The following is a 15,614-nucleotide window of genomic DNA, read 5'->3' on the forward strand; positions in this document are numbered from 1 at the left end:
TTTAGGAGGTAAAATGCAGCTGTTGACCAACCATATTGGCTACGAGCGCCTAGGCACCAAGCAAGCGCTGATTATTGCAACACAATCTGTATCTGAAACACTTGCCGATATTGTTGATTGTTCAACCGGACAATCTGTGATGCAGCTGCCTGTTCATGCTTGTGGTTCAGTGGACCAATGGCATACCGGCGACGTATATCGTATCGACTTCTCCGCTCTTGAAAAGGGCGGAGAGTACTGCGTAAAGGTCGGGGACACAGTGTCTCCGGCTTTTTCTATTGCAGACGGTATCCTGTTTGATCGCACCTTTTCTGATGTGATCCACTACTTTAAATCTCAGCGTTGTTCAGGCACGTTTGATCAACAAGATCACTCTGCGCCCGTGTTCGGCACAGACCGTCGTGTTGACGTTCACGGTGGGTGGTACGATGCGTCAGGTGACGTCAGTAAGTACTTCAGCCACCTTTCCTACGGTAACTATCTCAACCCTCAGCAGATCCCAATGGTCGTTTGGAATATGCTGCATGCTGTTGAAGCGTTATCCGGTTCGATTCCCGCCTTTACACTTACACGTTTGTTAGATGAAGCACTGTTTGGTGCAGATTTCCTCGTTCGTATGCATGATGCCGACGGTTTCTTCTATACCACTGTATTCGACAAGTGGAGCAAAGACACCGCACAGCGTGAAATTTGTGCCTACGAAACTCAGCAAGGGATAAAAACTGAAGCCTATCAGGCAGCATTCCGTCAAGGTGGCGGTGTCGCAATCGCTGCATTAGCGAAAGCAGCGCGCATTGGTACTTGCGGAGAATTTGATACAAACACTTATCAAGAAACGGCTGAAGCCGCGTACTGGCATCTTAAAGAAAAAAATACCGATTACCTTGATGACGGTATTGAAAACACCATCGATTTTTATTGTGCGCTTTTGGCTGCGACAGAACTTTTCAAACTCACAGCACGCCAAGATTATTTAGATGAAGCGCGTACTTGGGCTAGCCGACTGGGCGAACAGCAGCAAAGTGATGAATTCATCGCACACTTCTGGTCCGCTAACGGTGACGGCTCAAGACCTTATTTCCATGCTGCTGAAGCAGGACTGCCAGCAATTTCTCTGATGCAGTACCTGACTATCGAAACAAATAAAGAACGCAACGATAAATTCACGACCATCGTCGAGAATGCGTTGAAGTTTGAGCTATCTATCACCCACGAAGTCAACAACCCGTTCGGTTATCCACGTCAATACATTAAGAACGTCGATGCGGATAAACGTACGAGCTTTTTCATCGCACAACGCAATGAAACTGGCTATTGGTGGCAAGGCGAAAATGCACGTCTAGGGTCATTGGCAGCAATGGCATTTATGGCGGCATCTCTGCCTGCTCTTGATTCACTAGGGCAACAGCTGCGTGAATTCGGACAAAATGCACTGAACTGGATAGTCGGTTTGAATCCATACGACATGTGTATGTTGGATGGGCATGGGCGTAATAACCCAGACTATTTGCCTCATTTGGGCTTTATCAACGCAAAAGGCGGTATCTGTAACGGTATCACTGCAGGGTTTGAGAACGAAAGAGACCTTGCATTTAACCCAGCAGAACATAAAGACGAAATGCTTCAAAACTGGCGCTGGGGTGAGCAATGGATCCCTCACGGCAGTTGGTATTTGTTTGCAGTCGCAATGCAAAAGAAGGATCTCGTTTCCAATGCGTAAATTTTATTGCGGTGTCGACGGCGGCGGAACCTCTTGCCGTGCGCGCATCGTGGATGAACAAGGTTCCATTCTTGGCGAAGCAAAAACAGGCAGCGCAAACATTCTTTTGGGTGTTGAGCTTGCGATGGAAAACATCCAACTCGCGATCGCACAGGCCGCTGAACAAGCCGGAATAACAGACCTCTCATCACTGTCTGTCGGTATGGCTCTCGCCGCTGCCGAGCAAAAATCGGCATGGTACGAATTTATGGCCCTGCCTCACCCTTACCAGCACATTACGTTAAACACCGACGGATACGGTGCTTGCATGGGGGCATTTAACGGCGACAACGGTGCGATCGCTATCGCAGGAACGGGGTCGGTCGGTATTTTTCTTCAAAACGGCCACCAGCACGTAATTGGTGGACGAGAGTTCCCTATCTCAGACCAAGGCGGAGGTGCCGTTATGGGCCTTCGTTTGATTCAACAATCTTTGTTGGCCTATGACGGACTGCGTAATTCATCCGCATTGGCTGACTATGTGTTATCGCACTTTAACAATGATCTTGATGCCATTGTGAGCTGGTCGAAAACCGCGATGCCTCGCGACTACGGTCAATTCAGTCCGAAAATTTTCGAACTTGCAATGGCGCGAGATGAACTTGCCATGGAGTTACTGCAAGACACAGCGAAAGACATTGAGCGACTCATTCTCGGACTTAACCGCAAAGGTGCTAACCAAATTGCACTGATGGGAAGTATTGGAGAGCGCATCGTTCCTTGGCTATCACCCGCTGCGCAGTCGTTGCTAGTTAAACCCAAGGCGGATGCCATGTCCGGTGCCATTTTAATGGCTCGCGGCAATCACAATCTTTATCCGTTTTCGAGGTAAGTAATGACGTTTCGCCTAGATTTCAATGCGATTGACGTAAAACCGGAAAACAGCCGTTTTGCGTTGGTATTTCATAACCTCTCTGAGAAGAACATAGAAAAATGGCAACTGACCTTCAGTGTCAGCCGCTATGTCTACCCAGAAAGTGTTTCCCACGGAAATTTTAGACAAATTGGTAGCCTGTGCATTTTTGAAACGGGCGAACCTCTTAATGCCAATGAACACCTTTACCTAGAGTTTACTCACCGCACCAAGCCATTCTCACTGCATGATGAAGGGATTGGTGATGCGTGCCTACTGGTCACGACTGAAGATGGCATCACTGCTTATCCGGTAGAAACACCCCCGGTAAATCTGGGCGCACCGACACCTGAGCGTGTTCCGCTGAACCTACCTGAGCCCAAAGCCATTAATCTGATCCCACAACCTAAAGCGTTGGTGGTGACATCGGGACAGTTCGCAATCTCTGATGAATGTGCAATTGCAGTGCGTTCTGACGAAGCAAAACTGGCTGCACAGTGGCTATCAGAAGAGTTGTCAGCGCATGTGCGTAAAGACATCACCATCAAGCAAGAAGGTCAGATCCAGTTTGTGATCGACAAACAGCTTAAAGGTGAACGCTATCGTCTAAGTGTTAAGCCAACAGGCATCGTGATCAGCGCAACAGAAGCCAGTGGATTCACACATGGTGTGGCGACCTTGCTCCAACTGCTGCCTGTTCAGGCAACACATAGACACTATTTTGCCTATGCAATCCCATGCGCGGAAATTGAAGACCATCCTCGCTTTGGTTATCGCGGCATGATGTTGGACTGCGCCCGCCACTTCCACCCGGTGCGTCGCGTCAAAGATCTGATCAACCAACTGGCACGATTTAAGCTCAATCATTTCCACTGGCACCTGACTGACGATGAAGGCTGGCGTATTCAAATCGATGCCTACCCTGAGTTGACCGAAATTGGTGCTTGGCGTGGACCGTTTGAAGCCATGGAGCCGCAATACACCACATTGTCAAAAATCCATGGTGGTTTCTACACCAAAGATGACATCCGCGATGTCATTGCTTATGCAGAGAAACGCGGCATCACTGTGGTTCCTGAAATCGATATTCCAGGCCACTGTCGAGCAGCAATTAAGTCGTTACCCACGCTATTGGTAGAAGACGCTGATAAGTCTGTTTACAGCAGCATTCAAAACTACAACGACAATGTTTTGAATCCTGGCCTCAAAGGTACATATACCTTTTTGGAAACAGTATTAAAGGAAGTGTGTGAACTATTTCCTTCTCCATATGTACACATTGGTGCCGATGAAGTACCGGAAGGCGTATGGATAAACAGCCCTGCATGCCAAGCATTAATGAAAACGCACGGTTACAAAGATTTTAAAGATCTTCAAGGACATATCTTGCGTCATTGTGAAAATTTCCTCAGTACAAAAGGCAAACAAATGTTTGGCTGGGAGGAAGTCGTGTTTGGCGACAAGGTCAGCAAAGATACTGTGATCTTCTCGTGGTTAAGCGAGCAATCTGGATTGGATTGTATCCAAAATGGATACAATGTCGTCCTGCAGCCAGGGCAGGCTACCTATCTCGATATGGCTCAAGACTACTCAGCGGATGAGCCGGGAACTGACTGGGCTGCCAAGGTGCCACTTGAAGCTGCTTATCACTATGAGCCACTTGGAAACTCCAAAGTAACAGCCGAGGAGTTCAGCCGAGTGAAAGGCATACAGTGCGCGCTGTGGTGCGAAGCAACAAATACCCAAAGCCGCTTCGAATACATGATCTTCCCTCGCCTTTTGGCGATTGCAGAGGTGTGTTGGAGTGCCAAGGAACAAAGAGATTGGGCAGATTTTCAGGCTCGTCTCAGCGGACAACTGCAATACCTAGATCGCCTAGGTATTAACTATCGTCGGTAATTTTTTAATTTTTTGAGATTTGTAAAAGGATACACGCCATGAAATACGGCTTTTTCGATAACGATAACCGGGAATATGTCATTACCCGCCCTGACGTACCGGCGCCATGGACCAACTATTTAGGTACAGAGAAGTTCTGTACTGTTATTTCACACAACGCTGGTGGCTACTCGTTCTACAACAGCCCTGAGCACAACCGTGTGACTAAATTCCGTCCAAACGGCACGTTTGATCGTCCAGGTCACTATGTTTACCTTCGTGATGATGAGACTGGCGACTACTGGTCAATCTCATGGCAACCAGTAGCAAAGAGCCTGGAAGAAGCAACATACGAAGTCCGTCACGGTCTGTCTTACTCAAAATTCAAATGTGAGTACAACGGCATCACCGCTCAAAAAACGCTGTTTGTACCTAAGGGTGAAGACGCGCAGATTTGGGATGTGAAGATCAAGAACGACAGCGACAAGCCTCGTACGATCAGTGCATTCTCTTTCGTAGAGTTCTCGTTCAGCCACATCCAGTCTGACAACCAGAACCACCAGATGAGCCTGTACTCAGCTGGTACCTCGTACAACGACGGTGTGATTGAATACGACCTGTACTACAACACCAACGACTACGAAGGCTTCTACTACATGGCGTCTAGCTTCGATCCTGATAGCTACGACGGTCAGCGTGACAGCTTCCTGGGCATGTACCGTGACGAAGCAAACCCAATCGCGGTTGAAAAAGGTCGCTGCTCTAACCACGTTCAAACCTGTTACAACCACTGTGGCTCTCTGCACAAGCAATTCGTGATTCAGCCAGGTGAAGAAGTTCGCTTCGTCTACCTGCTGGGTATCGGTAAAGGTGAAGGCCAGCGTCTGCGTGCGAAATACCAAGACATGGCAAACGTTGATGCTGCATTTGCTGATATCAAAGCTCACTGGGATACCCGTTGTAACAAGTTCCAAGTGAAATCGCCTAACGAAGGCTTGGACACCATGATCAACGCATGGACCTTGTACCAAGCAGAAACCTGTGTGGTTTGGTCTCGCTTTGCATCATTCATCGAAGTCGGCGGCCGTACTGGTCTTGGCTACCGTGATACTGCACAAGATGCTATCTCTGTACCGCATTCAAACCCAGCAATGACGCGTAAGCGCCTTGTTGACCTGCTACGCGGTCAAGTGAAAGCAGGTTACGGTCTGCACCTGTTCGATCCAGATTGGTTCGATCCAGAGAAAGCGGACGTTAAACCATCTAAGTCACCAACCGTTGTTCCAACACCAAGTGACGAAGACAAGATCCACGGCATTGACGACACCTGTTCAGATGACCACCTGTGGATCGTACCGACCATCATCAACTTCATCACTGAAACCGGTGAAGAAAGCTTCTTGGATGAGTCAATTCCATACGCAGATGGCGGCAACGCAACTGTTTACGAGCACATGAAAGCCGCACTGGACTTCTCTGCAGAGTACATCGGTCAAACCGGTATCTGTAAAGGTCTGCGCGCTGACTGGAACGACTGTCTGAACCTGGGTGGCGGTGAGTCATCAATGGTATCTTTCCTGCACTTCTGGGCTCTGCAAGAGTTCATCGAGTTGGCAAAATACCGCGGCAACGACGAAGACGTACAGAAGTACACCGTTATGGCCGCAAACGTGCGCGAAGCATGTGAGAAGCACCTTTGGGATGATGAAGGCGGTTGGTACATCCGTGGTCTGACGAAAGACGGCGACAAGATCGGTACTGCAACACAAACTGAAGGCCGTGTTCACCTAGAGTCAAACACGTTGGCAGTTCTGTCTGGTCTTGCATCTCAAGAGCGTGGTGAGAAGGCGATGGATGCAGTTGATGAGAACCTGTTCTCTGAGTACGGCCTGCACCTGAACTCTCCATCTTTCTCTACACCAAACGATGACATTGGCTTCGTTACACGCGTATACCAAGGCGTAAAAGAAAACGGTGCAATCTTCTCGCATCCAAACCCATGGGCGTGGGTTGCAGAAACCAAACTGGGCCGTGGTGACCGTGCGATGAAGTTCTACGACGCACTGAACCCTTACAACCAAAACGACATGATCGAGATGCGTGTTGCTGAACCGTACTCTTACGTTCAGTTCATCATGGGTCGCGACCACGAAAACCATGGCCGTGCAAACCACCCATGGCTGACAGGTACCTCTGGTTGGGCATACTTCGCGGTAACTAACTTCATTCTGGGTGTACAAACTGGTTTTAACGGCCTGACCGTTGATCCATGTATCCCAACAAGCTGGCCAGGCTTTGAAGTTCGTCGTGAGTGGCGCGATGCGACTTACCAAATCAAGGTTGAAAACCCGAATGGCGTCAGCAAAGGCGTGAAATCAATCACTCTAAACGGTGAGCCAGTTAAAGGTGCGATTCCAGCACAAGAAGCCGGTTCAGTGAACGAAGTGGTTGTCGTTCTGGGCTAATCCAAAAACGGGGCTGCTTCAGCCCCGTTTTCCTAGATTTATAAAGGAGTTCAACCATGATCCAATTTGGTACTGGTGGCTGGCGCGCAATCATCGGTGAAGAGTTCACGCGTGATAACGTGCGCCTCGTGGCCCAAAGCCTTGCCAACATCATGATTAACGAAAACGCGATTGAGCCGGGTTTCGTCATTGGTTATGACCGTCGCTTCCTGTCTGACAAAGCCGCAGAGTGGTTTGCAAGTGTACTTGCTGCGAACGGCATCACCGTTAGCTTCATCGACAAGTACGTTCCGACCCCAATCGTGATGTTCAAAGCGAAAGAAATGGAAACGCACTATTCCGCGTGTATCACTGCTTCGCACAACCCTGCTGACTACAACGGCGTGAAAGTCTTTATCCAAGGCGGCCGTGATGCAGATGAAATCATCACCGCAAAAATTGAAGAGCAAATCAGCAAACTTCAACTGAGCGACGTGAAAACGGTTGAGTTTGAAGATGCGGTAGAAGCTGGTTCTATCCAAATCATTAACCCAATGAACGAGTTCGTCGATTCAATCATCAACTTCATTGATATTGAAGCGATCAAGAAAGCCAACCTCCGTGTGCTGATTGACCCAATGTTCGGCGTGGCGAAAAATGCCCTGCAAACAGTGCTGATTTCAGGCCGCTGTGACGTTGATGTTATCAATGACACGGCAAACCCAGGCTTTGGTGGCTTGATGCCATCACCAAGTGCAGCAACGCTTTACCGCCTGAAGCACATGGTTGCCCATGAAGGTTACGACATTGGTATCGGTACCGATGGTGACGCTGACCGCCTAGGCATTATCGATGAGAAAGGCAACTTCATTCATCCGAACGAAGTGTTGCTACTGTTGTACTACTACATGCTGGAATACAAAGGCTGGAAAGGCTCAGTGGTACGCAACATTGCGACAACCCACCTTCTGGACAAGGTTGCAGCAGCTCACGATGAGAAGAGCTTTGAAGTACCAGTGGGCTTCAAACACATCAGCTCGCAAATGGAAGCCGATGACTCTCTGATCGGCGGTGAAAGCTCGGGCGGTTTAACCATTCGCGGCCACATCAAAGGCAAGGATGGCGTATTTGCATCAAGCCTACTGGTCGAAATGATCAGCGTGACAGGCAAGAAACTGTCTGAGCTACTGGATGAAATCTACGGTAAGTACGGCTACGCCTACACCGCAGAGGGCGACTGTACGTTCAAAGCATCTCAACGCGAAGAGCTTTACAACAAGATTTACGTTGAAAAAGCACTACCAGAATTTGCTTATGAGATTGAAAAAGTCAGCTATGCCGACGGCTTGAAGGTTTACTTCAAAAACGGCGGCTGGGCGATTGCTCGCTTCTCAGGCACAGAGCCGCTGCTACGCATTTTCGTAGAGTGGGAAGACAAAGAAACCGCAGAAGCTCTCGTACAGCAAATCAAAGAGTTCCTGTACGTATAGTTGTACCGTGAAAAAATACCACGTATGCAATAGGGTAGCGTCAGCTACCCTTTTCTTTTACGAGCAGCACTCATTGAAGCTCACACTCCCTCAGCGTGATATCCCCCCAAACCAACATGGCCTCGTTACCTTTGCCATAAAACCCGGTATTACCGCGGTCTGACTGATACTGAACACCTGACGCTGAACGAATTCTCGGCAGCTCTTTTTCTTCGCCATTGAACCGAATAATCGCCAAATCCGAGGTCAACATTGCTTCAAACGACTGATCACTCTCACACGTGTACTGGCTGGGTAGAGAACTACTGCAACCCGCAAGCAATGCGACTGAAATAATTGAAATAACAACTTTTTTCATAGTGTATCTCCTGCAAGAGTAGGTGCATCGTTATAGCAGCATGAAAACAGAATTTTAGATGAATACTGGGTCACACATCGTACAAACCGTCTTAAATTTATTACTAGAATTTAATTGCCTACCTTTTGATACACAACACCGAACACCGTACGAACCTCAAGCTTAACTACTGCAATAGACTAATTTTCATTACCAAAGAATGAATTGCCTTCCAAATAAATACGACATAAAAACAATGACATAATTATCACCAACCCCAGCATCTACGCTTCAATGGATTTATTTTGAACAAGAAATTAAAGGAGCAACAGATGTTAAAACGCGTTTTACTCGCCACGGCCATCTCTGGTGTACTGGCATCACCAAGCTACGCAGTTTCTTCTCAAGTATTGTCAAAACTGGGAGATGGAATCGATCTGGAGTATGCCGTTCTAGACAATCAACAAAATGAATGGCGAACTTTTAAAGGTGAAATAACCCTGAAAAACGAAAGTTCAGCCGTGCTTCCAGCTTCTGGATGGTCCATCTATTTCAGCCACATTCGTATGATGCAACCACTTACAGGTAGCGGGCTTACCGTTTCTCATGTTAACGGTGACATTTTTAAAATAGAGCCGACAACCGCTTTCCAACCCTTGCAACCTGGCCAAACACTGACCATAGAATTCGAATCTGAGTTTTGGCAGGTAGCGAAAACCGACATCATGCCGAACTGGTATTTGGTGTCTGACAGCGGTGAAACAGCTTTGATTGCCAGCACAAGCAACATGATTAACGGTGAAGTGCCTTCCAAGCCTGGAGAGGAACTCCCTTTCGTTGCCGATTTTACCAGTGAGCTGACATGGAAACGTTACGGCGGCAGCATCACTGATTTCTATGACCCTTATTCAGCCGCTGATCGCTATTTGAAAAACAGTGACCTAAATAAAATCGACAACGTACAAGGGGTTATCCCAACCCCAGCAGCAATAACCCTCGGCACGGGCGACGTCGCGATAGACCCTTCTTGGGTTGTCGTATTCGACAATGGCTACCAGTCACAAGCGGAGTTCTTGGCTAATCAACTGGGGCTGACCGCAGTGCCTTGGTCACCAAACCAATCCAAAGTGATTCATATTGGCTGGGGCCAAGTGAACATTGATGGTAAGCCAAAATGGGAAGAAGCGTATAACCTGTCCGTTTCGCCGTCTGAAGAGAAAATCAACATTGATGCGGTGGATGCTGCAGGTGCACTGTATGCCGCGCAATCTCTGCTTCAACTGGCTGAGAACAACCTCATTCCTGAAGCGCAAATTTCAGACGCACCGCGTTTTGCGTACCGTGGCCTTTCTATTGATGCGGCGCGTAACTTCAGAAGCAAAGAATCTATCTTGGAGCTGCTCGATCAAATGGCAGCCGTTAAGCTGAACAAACTGCATCTTCGTTTAAGTGATGACGAAGCATGGCGCATTGAAATCCCTGCGCTGCCTGAGCTGGCAGACGTCGGCTCTCAGCGTTGCCATGATTTAACAGAAACAAGCTGCGTATTACCATTTCTTGGAGCAGGCCCAAATGGTACAGCGGAATCTAACGGCTTCTACACAGAGGCTGACTACAGAGAAATCCTGACTGCAGCGAATGCGCTAAACATTGAAGTTATTCCAGAAGTTGACATGCCAGGCCATGCTCACGCAGCCATTAAAGCGATGGAAGCACGTTATGAAAAACTAGCGACGCAAGGCGATTTGGCAAAAGCGAACGAATACTTGCTGAGCGATCCAAACGACACCACCGAATACTTATCAGTTCAGATGTTTACTGACAATGCGATGAACGTGTGTATGGAATCGACGTATAACTTCGTTGATACCGTTGTCGGCTCCTTGGTGGCATTGCACCAAGATATCCAACCGCTTAAGACCTTCCACTTTGGTGGCGATGAAATCGCAGGCGCATGGACAGACTCGCCTATTTGTCAGGCGTTTCTTGCCAACAATAACCAAGGTATCTCTACCGTTGATGAGCTAAGCCAATACTTTGTTGAGCGCATCTCTGTGATTACTGCCAATCACAACCTCGATCTGGGTGGTTGGGAAGATGGTCTGATGCACAACAATGTTGTCTACCCGCGCGGTGAAATAGCCAATGCAAACGTCAGCGGTAACGCATGGCAAAACATCTGGGAATGGGGCGTTGCAGATCGTGCCTACAACCTTGCTAATAATGGCTATGGGGTCATCTACAACCAAGCTACCCACTTCTATTTTGACCACCCATACGAGCCCGATCCAGAAGAGCGTGGTTACTACTGGGCACCACGTTTTACCGACACACGCAAATCGTTTGGTTTTATGCCAGATGATCTCTACGCAAACGCAGACTTTACCCGCGCGGGCGCGCCTATCACCAAGCAAGAAGTCCTTGATGCGGCTGGAGTGAAAACACTAGAACGCCCTGAAAATGTACTCGGCTTGCAAGGTTCGGTATGGACAGAAACCATCCGCACTGAGGCGCAGTTTGAAGGCATGACGTTCCCTCGTGCGATTGCACTGGCTGAGCGTGCTTGGCACACCGCTGCTTGGGAGGCGCACGACGCTGACGGCAAACACGTTGATGAAGCTGCGCGTACTGAGGGTTACAACCAGTTCGCAAACCTCGTCGCCAAAAACATCATGCCGAGCCTCGAAGCAAACGGCATTGCGTTTAACTTGCCTGTCCCAGGTGGGATCATTGAAGGTGGTGTGTTAAAAGCCAACAGTGCCTTCCCCGGACTCACGATTGAATACTCGGTTGATAACGGTCAAAGCTGGCTTGCCTACAACGCAAACCAAGCCCCTTCTGTTTCAACGGCGTTGATTCGTACCGTCTCAGGCGAGCGCAACAGCCGTGTAGCTGAAGTGAAGTAATAGCACGTTTCATCGCTCGCAACGCCTCGGTCAGTCATGGCCGAGGCGTTTTTCTATTTAGGCGTGAAAGCACTGCCAACATGGATGACATTAATTTTTTCCAACCTTAACAATTATTAACCTTCCCTCAATCCGCTTTTAATCCATTCTCAGTTAAGCTGTTTTTACGTCAGCAGCTACAGACTGGCGAATCAGTTCCCCCAAACTGGTGTTGGCTCGCATTCCTGATGCGAGCCAGTTTTTATTCTTTCTTCCGCATATGGTTGAAAACGTACCATATTCCGTGAACTGCGGAGGAAGCATGAAAATACTCATCATTGAAGACGACTCTACCACACGCGACTTTATCGCCAAGGCATTGGCAGAACATGGCTATGCTGTCGATATTGCTGAAGATGGGCGTAGCGGATTGATGATGGCACTTAGCAGCCAATATCAATTGGTGATCCTCGATCGCATGTTGCCACACCTTGATGGAATGAAGGTACTTTCTGCACTGAAATCAGCCGAACCGGAACTACCTATCTTGATCCTTAGTGCGCTCGATAGTGTTAAAGATAAGGTCGAGGGCCTGACCGCAGGCAGCGATGACTACCTCACTAAACCCTTTGCACTTGCTGAGCTGATCGCTCGCGTAGATATCATTATCCATCGCGCGCATAGGCAAAGCCCCGTCAACAGTGAAATGACTTACGACTGCCTGAAGCTCGACCTAAAGACACACACGGCTTACTGCCATCATCATCAATTAACCTTGCAGCCCAAAGAGTTTCGTCTTCTCCAGTATTTTATTGAACACAGTGAACAAGTCGTTTCCCGTATGCGGCTTTTCGAGGCAATTTGGAGCTATCACTTTGATCCTAAGACCAACGTGATTGACGTCCACATCGCCAACTTAAGGCGAAAGCTTGAAGACGCAGACTGTGCAGATATGCTTCATACCGTGCGTGGAGCGGGCTATGTTCTTCGCCGATAATTACACACTGACACGCTCATCGGTTTTCAGAACCCTTATTGGGCTTTTTCTGTCTATCGCCCTGATCAACGTTGTTGTTATTTACCAAGTTTATACTGGCTCAGAGGCCTTTCACCGCGAGCGCCTCACCCAGCAACTCAATGATGAGATCTCTGAGTTTAAATTTGCCGCCCAATCGAATCGTGATGAGGTAGAGCAACTTCTCGCTGCGAAGAAAACCAGCGAGCGTTTGTTTTACTATCAGCTCAGAGACAGTCCTTCCGTGCAAATGGGTGAGTACCCCATGCACCGTCTTCCTCAGTCCAACACCCAGATCCCGCTCGCGCCTGACTATCATTTAGAAGTTCGCGTTGATCCATCAAAATTAGAAGCCTTCCGTCAGGCACTTGTTCCTATCGTCTTTTTCGGGAGCTTGTTACCCATCGCATTAATGCTGGTTGTTGCCTTTTCCTTCAGCGTTCAGATACAGGCAAGACTGGAGCGCGTTAACCGCGCTATGAACCAGTTTGTCTGTGGCGAGAGTAACGTAAAACTGCCCGTTTCCCGTCGCGATGACGAATTCGACATACTCGCCATCCACCTCAACTTTATGATTGAGCAAATGACGAAAAACGAAACCACACTGCGCTCGCTCACGACAGGTCTCGCCCATGACATGCGAACACCGATGGCCAGATTAAAACTCAGGCTTGAACAAACGCTCGACAGCCCTGCACTTGCCCCCGAGCAAGCAAAGAACATCGGAGCTTGTCACGATGAACTCGAGCTACTGCTCTCTATGTTCAACAGCATGTTGGAGATTGCCAAGCTCAATACCTTAGAAACAGAGATAGAAGAACAAAGGGTGCATCTGGGCTTAGTGACTCAAGATGCCATCGAATTTATTCAGCCTCTAGTTGAACAAAAACAACAAACACTCACCTTTAGGCAAGATCAGGAATGCCAACTAAAAGGTGATCGTTCTTTGCTGTTTCGGGCTGTATTTAATTTGATTGAGAACGCGGTGAAATACACACCTGAGGAGGGAGCCATTGAAGTGGTCGTTGATAGTTACGGCGTTGTAGTGGCTGACAGCGGAATTGGGATAAGTGACGAAGACAAGCTAGCGGTTTGCAGACCAATGTACCGAGCTGATAAAAGCCGTACTGAATCTGGTTGTGGATTGGGGTTAGCTCTGGTCGACGCAGTCGTAAGTCGACACAGAGCCAATTTGCTGATTCGAGATAATCACCCTGGAACACGGGTTCGGATCTTATTGGATCCAATCAGAACCCACGCTTTGTAGAATGATCATCTAACTTGCTGTAGCGGCACTTTGATGGCCGGCTGCCATGGCTTGTGCAATCAACTCAGCTTCTGTTCCAACAATAACCTGAAGGTTCTTATCACCCAGTTTTACCACCCCCATTGCGCCTAGTTCCGTCAGCGTTTCTTCGTCAATACGGCTGACATCTTTCAGCGTTAAACGAAGGCGAGTGATACATGCATCGATACTGACAAGATTGCTCCTGCCACCTAACGCATTCACGTACGCCTCTGCGCGGTCGTCTACTGGCAAGAACTGTTGTTTTGCTTCAACACTTTCTCTGCCCGGCGTTTTCAAATCGAATTTCACAATGGCAAACCGGAATACCGCATAGTAAATCGCAGCAAAACAGAGGCCTTGAACAATCAACATGTAGGGTTTGATAGCCAACGGTAAATTGAAAGACAAGACAAAGTCGATCAAACCACCGGAGAAAGTAAAACCTGCAAACCACTGCATGCTCGCAGCAATAAAGAGCGACAAACCCGTCAATAGCGCATGAATGACGTAGAGCACAGGAGCGACAAACATAAACGCAAATTCAATCGGTTCAGTAACGCCCGTTATGATTGCAGTAACAGCCGCCGCACCCAAGATACCGCCAACTTTGGCTTTATTTTCTGGTTTTGCACAGTGGTACATCGCCAAACATGCGGCAGGCAGACCGTAACCCATTACTGGGAAGAAGCCCGCTTGATACATGCCTGTCACGCCCAGCTCACCCGTACCTGACCAGAATTTGGAAATATCACTGATCCCAACAAGATCAAAGATAAATACTTGGTTCAGCGCATGGTGAAGGCCAACTGGGATCAGCAAACGGTTAAAGAATCCATAGACACCCGCGCCAACAGCTCCCATATCAGAGATGGCCACGCCAAAGTTTACCAGTGCGCCGTAGACGGTCGGCCACACATACACCATAAGAATACTGATACCAATTGCCGAAAACGAGGTAACGATAGGGACAAATCGGCGACCACCAAAAAAGCCAAGAGCAGTAGGCAGTTGAATATTGTGGAAACGGTTATACAAAACCGCCGCAACAATCCCCATCAGGATCCCCGTAAACGCGCTGACCGCTGCCCCAGAGGCGATGACCTGCGCCTTCGACATGTCTGCAACTGGCACTCCCGTTATTTGGGAAATAACATTAATGTTACCCACTATCATTTCGACGATGAGCAAGCCTAATAAGCCAGAAAGTGCTGCCGCACCATTGTTATCTTTCGCTAAGCCATAAGCGACGCCAGCTGCAAATAGCCACGCTTGGTTATCCATGATCCCTTTGCCACCAAATACTAAGATGGTCGCAAGCGGGCTGTTCGCGCCCCAGCCACTTGGGTCTATCGCATAGCCAAGACCCAGCATTAAGCCACCGGCAGGCAGCACGGCTATCGGCACCATCAGTGCCTTACCGACTTGTTGCAAATACCCTAAAATATTCACGTTTCACACTCCTTCCATTCAATCCGTTAGGCCATTTCTGAACAAAAATAAAAATGACTGCATCAGACTATGGGGAATGCGATTAACGCGACCTTTTAGCTACATTAATTAAAATTAATATTGGGGATATTTAGGTGGTAGAGATCTCAAATATCAACGATTTAGCAGGAAAGTGGTTACTTTGAGGTGCAAGAGGGCCTACTTTTCAGGTGCTTT

The 15,614-nt window shown here is 48.3% G+C and carries 10 protein-coding genes; 8 read left to right on the forward strand and 2 right to left on the reverse strand.

The features are described 5' to 3' along the window. Positions 1-13: 13 nt before the first annotated feature. The 5 genes from LRP49_RS23970 to LRP49_RS23990 are packed head-to-tail and all read left to right on the forward strand — an operon-like array spanning position 14 to position 8,424. Positions 14-1,720, forward strand: coding sequence for a glycoside hydrolase family 9 protein (locus tag LRP49_RS23970; protein WP_274146038.1), 1,707 nt, complete (start codon positions 14-16; stop codon positions 1,718-1,720). Continuing rightward, the gene (locus LRP49_RS23975; RefSeq protein WP_274146040.1) at positions 1,713-2,591 is read left to right on the forward strand and encodes a glucosamine kinase nucleotide-binding domain-containing protein; all 879 of its coding nucleotides are present in this window, start codon (positions 1,713-1,715) and stop codon (positions 2,589-2,591) included. Before LRP49_RS23970 ends, LRP49_RS23975 begins: the two co-directional genes overlap by 8 nt. 3 nt (positions 2,592-2,594) lie before the next feature. Then, complete coding sequence (locus tag LRP49_RS23980; protein WP_274146043.1) at positions 2,595-4,511, forward strand: beta-N-acetylhexosaminidase; 1,917 nt, start codon at positions 2,595-2,597, stop codon at positions 4,509-4,511. A 38-nt stretch (positions 4,512-4,549) separates the two neighbouring features. Continuing rightward, positions 4,550-6,955, forward strand: a complete 2,406-nt coding sequence (locus LRP49_RS23985; protein ID WP_274146045.1) for a glycoside hydrolase family 94 protein — start codon at positions 4,550-4,552, stop codon at positions 6,953-6,955. Positions 6,956-7,011: 56 nt separating this feature from the next. Beyond that, the gene (locus LRP49_RS23990) at positions 7,012-8,424 is read left to right on the forward strand and encodes a phosphoglucomutase/phosphomannomutase family protein (protein ID WP_274146047.1); all 1,413 of its coding nucleotides are present in this window, start codon (positions 7,012-7,014) and stop codon (positions 8,422-8,424) included. Between the two features lie 70 nt (positions 8,425-8,494). Here the strand turns inward: LRP49_RS23990 and LRP49_RS23995 are convergent, their stop codons facing one another. Further along, the gene (locus LRP49_RS23995; RefSeq protein WP_274146049.1) at positions 8,495-8,782 is read right to left on the reverse strand and encodes an MliC family protein; all 288 of its coding nucleotides are present in this window, start codon (positions 8,780-8,782) and stop codon (positions 8,495-8,497) included. A gap of 311 nt (positions 8,783-9,093) precedes the next feature. Here LRP49_RS23995 and LRP49_RS24000 point away from each other — a divergent pair, with 311 nt between their 5' ends. The 3 genes from LRP49_RS24000 (at position 9,094) to LRP49_RS24010 (ending at position 13,928) form a co-directional block, all read left to right on the forward strand. Continuing rightward, positions 9,094-11,667 (forward strand): family 20 glycosylhydrolase, encoded by a 2,574-nt coding sequence (locus LRP49_RS24000; protein ID WP_274146051.1) that lies wholly within the window; start codon positions 9,094-9,096, stop codon positions 11,665-11,667. A 301-nt stretch (positions 11,668-11,968) separates the two neighbouring features. Then, positions 11,969-12,643 (forward strand): response regulator transcription factor, encoded by a 675-nt coding sequence (locus LRP49_RS24005; protein ID WP_274146053.1) that lies wholly within the window; start codon positions 11,969-11,971, stop codon positions 12,641-12,643. Further along, positions 12,627-13,928, forward strand: coding sequence for a sensor histidine kinase (locus tag LRP49_RS24010; RefSeq protein WP_274146054.1), 1,302 nt, complete (start codon positions 12,627-12,629; stop codon positions 13,926-13,928). Before LRP49_RS24005 ends, LRP49_RS24010 begins: the two co-directional genes overlap by 17 nt. A gap of 9 nt (positions 13,929-13,937) precedes the next feature. Here the strand turns inward: LRP49_RS24010 and nagE are convergent, their stop codons facing one another. Then, the gene (nagE, locus tag LRP49_RS24015; protein WP_274146056.1) at positions 13,938-15,398 is read right to left on the reverse strand and encodes an N-acetylglucosamine-specific PTS transporter subunit IIBC; all 1,461 of its coding nucleotides are present in this window, start codon (positions 15,396-15,398) and stop codon (positions 13,938-13,940) included. Positions 15,399-15,614 lie beyond the last annotated feature (216 nt).

This window comes from Enterovibrio qingdaonensis, from assembly GCF_028683135.1.
Lineage (GTDB): Bacteria > Pseudomonadota > Gammaproteobacteria > Enterobacterales > Vibrionaceae > Enterovibrio > Enterovibrio qingdaonensis.

Bases quoted from the DNA above. Each gene is read 5' to 3' on its own strand.
- LRP49_RS24005 (WP_274146053.1), top strand. From the start codon at position 11,969: ATGAAAATACTCATCATTGAAGACGACTCTACCACACGCGACTTTATC.
- LRP49_RS23975 (WP_274146040.1), top strand. From the start codon at position 1,713: ATGCGTAAATTTTATTGCGGTGTCGACGGCGGCGGAACCTCTTGCCGT.
- LRP49_RS24010 (WP_274146054.1), top strand. From the start codon at position 12,627: ATGTTCTTCGCCGATAATTACACACTGACACGCTCATCGGTTTTCAGA.
- LRP49_RS23970 (WP_274146038.1), top strand. From the start codon at position 14: ATGCAGCTGTTGACCAACCATATTGGCTACGAGCGCCTAGGCACCAAG.
- LRP49_RS24000 (WP_274146051.1), top strand. From the start codon at position 9,094: ATGTTAAAACGCGTTTTACTCGCCACGGCCATCTCTGGTGTACTGGCA.
- LRP49_RS23980 (WP_274146043.1), top strand. From the start codon at position 2,595: ATGACGTTTCGCCTAGATTTCAATGCGATTGACGTAAAACCGGAAAAC.
- LRP49_RS23985 (WP_274146045.1), top strand. From the start codon at position 4,550: ATGAAATACGGCTTTTTCGATAACGATAACCGGGAATATGTCATTACC.
- LRP49_RS23995 (WP_274146049.1), bottom strand. From the start codon at position 8,782: ATGAAAAAAGTTGTTATTTCAATTATTTCAGTCGCATTGCTTGCGGGT.
- LRP49_RS23990 (WP_274146047.1), top strand. From the start codon at position 7,012: ATGATCCAATTTGGTACTGGTGGCTGGCGCGCAATCATCGGTGAAGAG.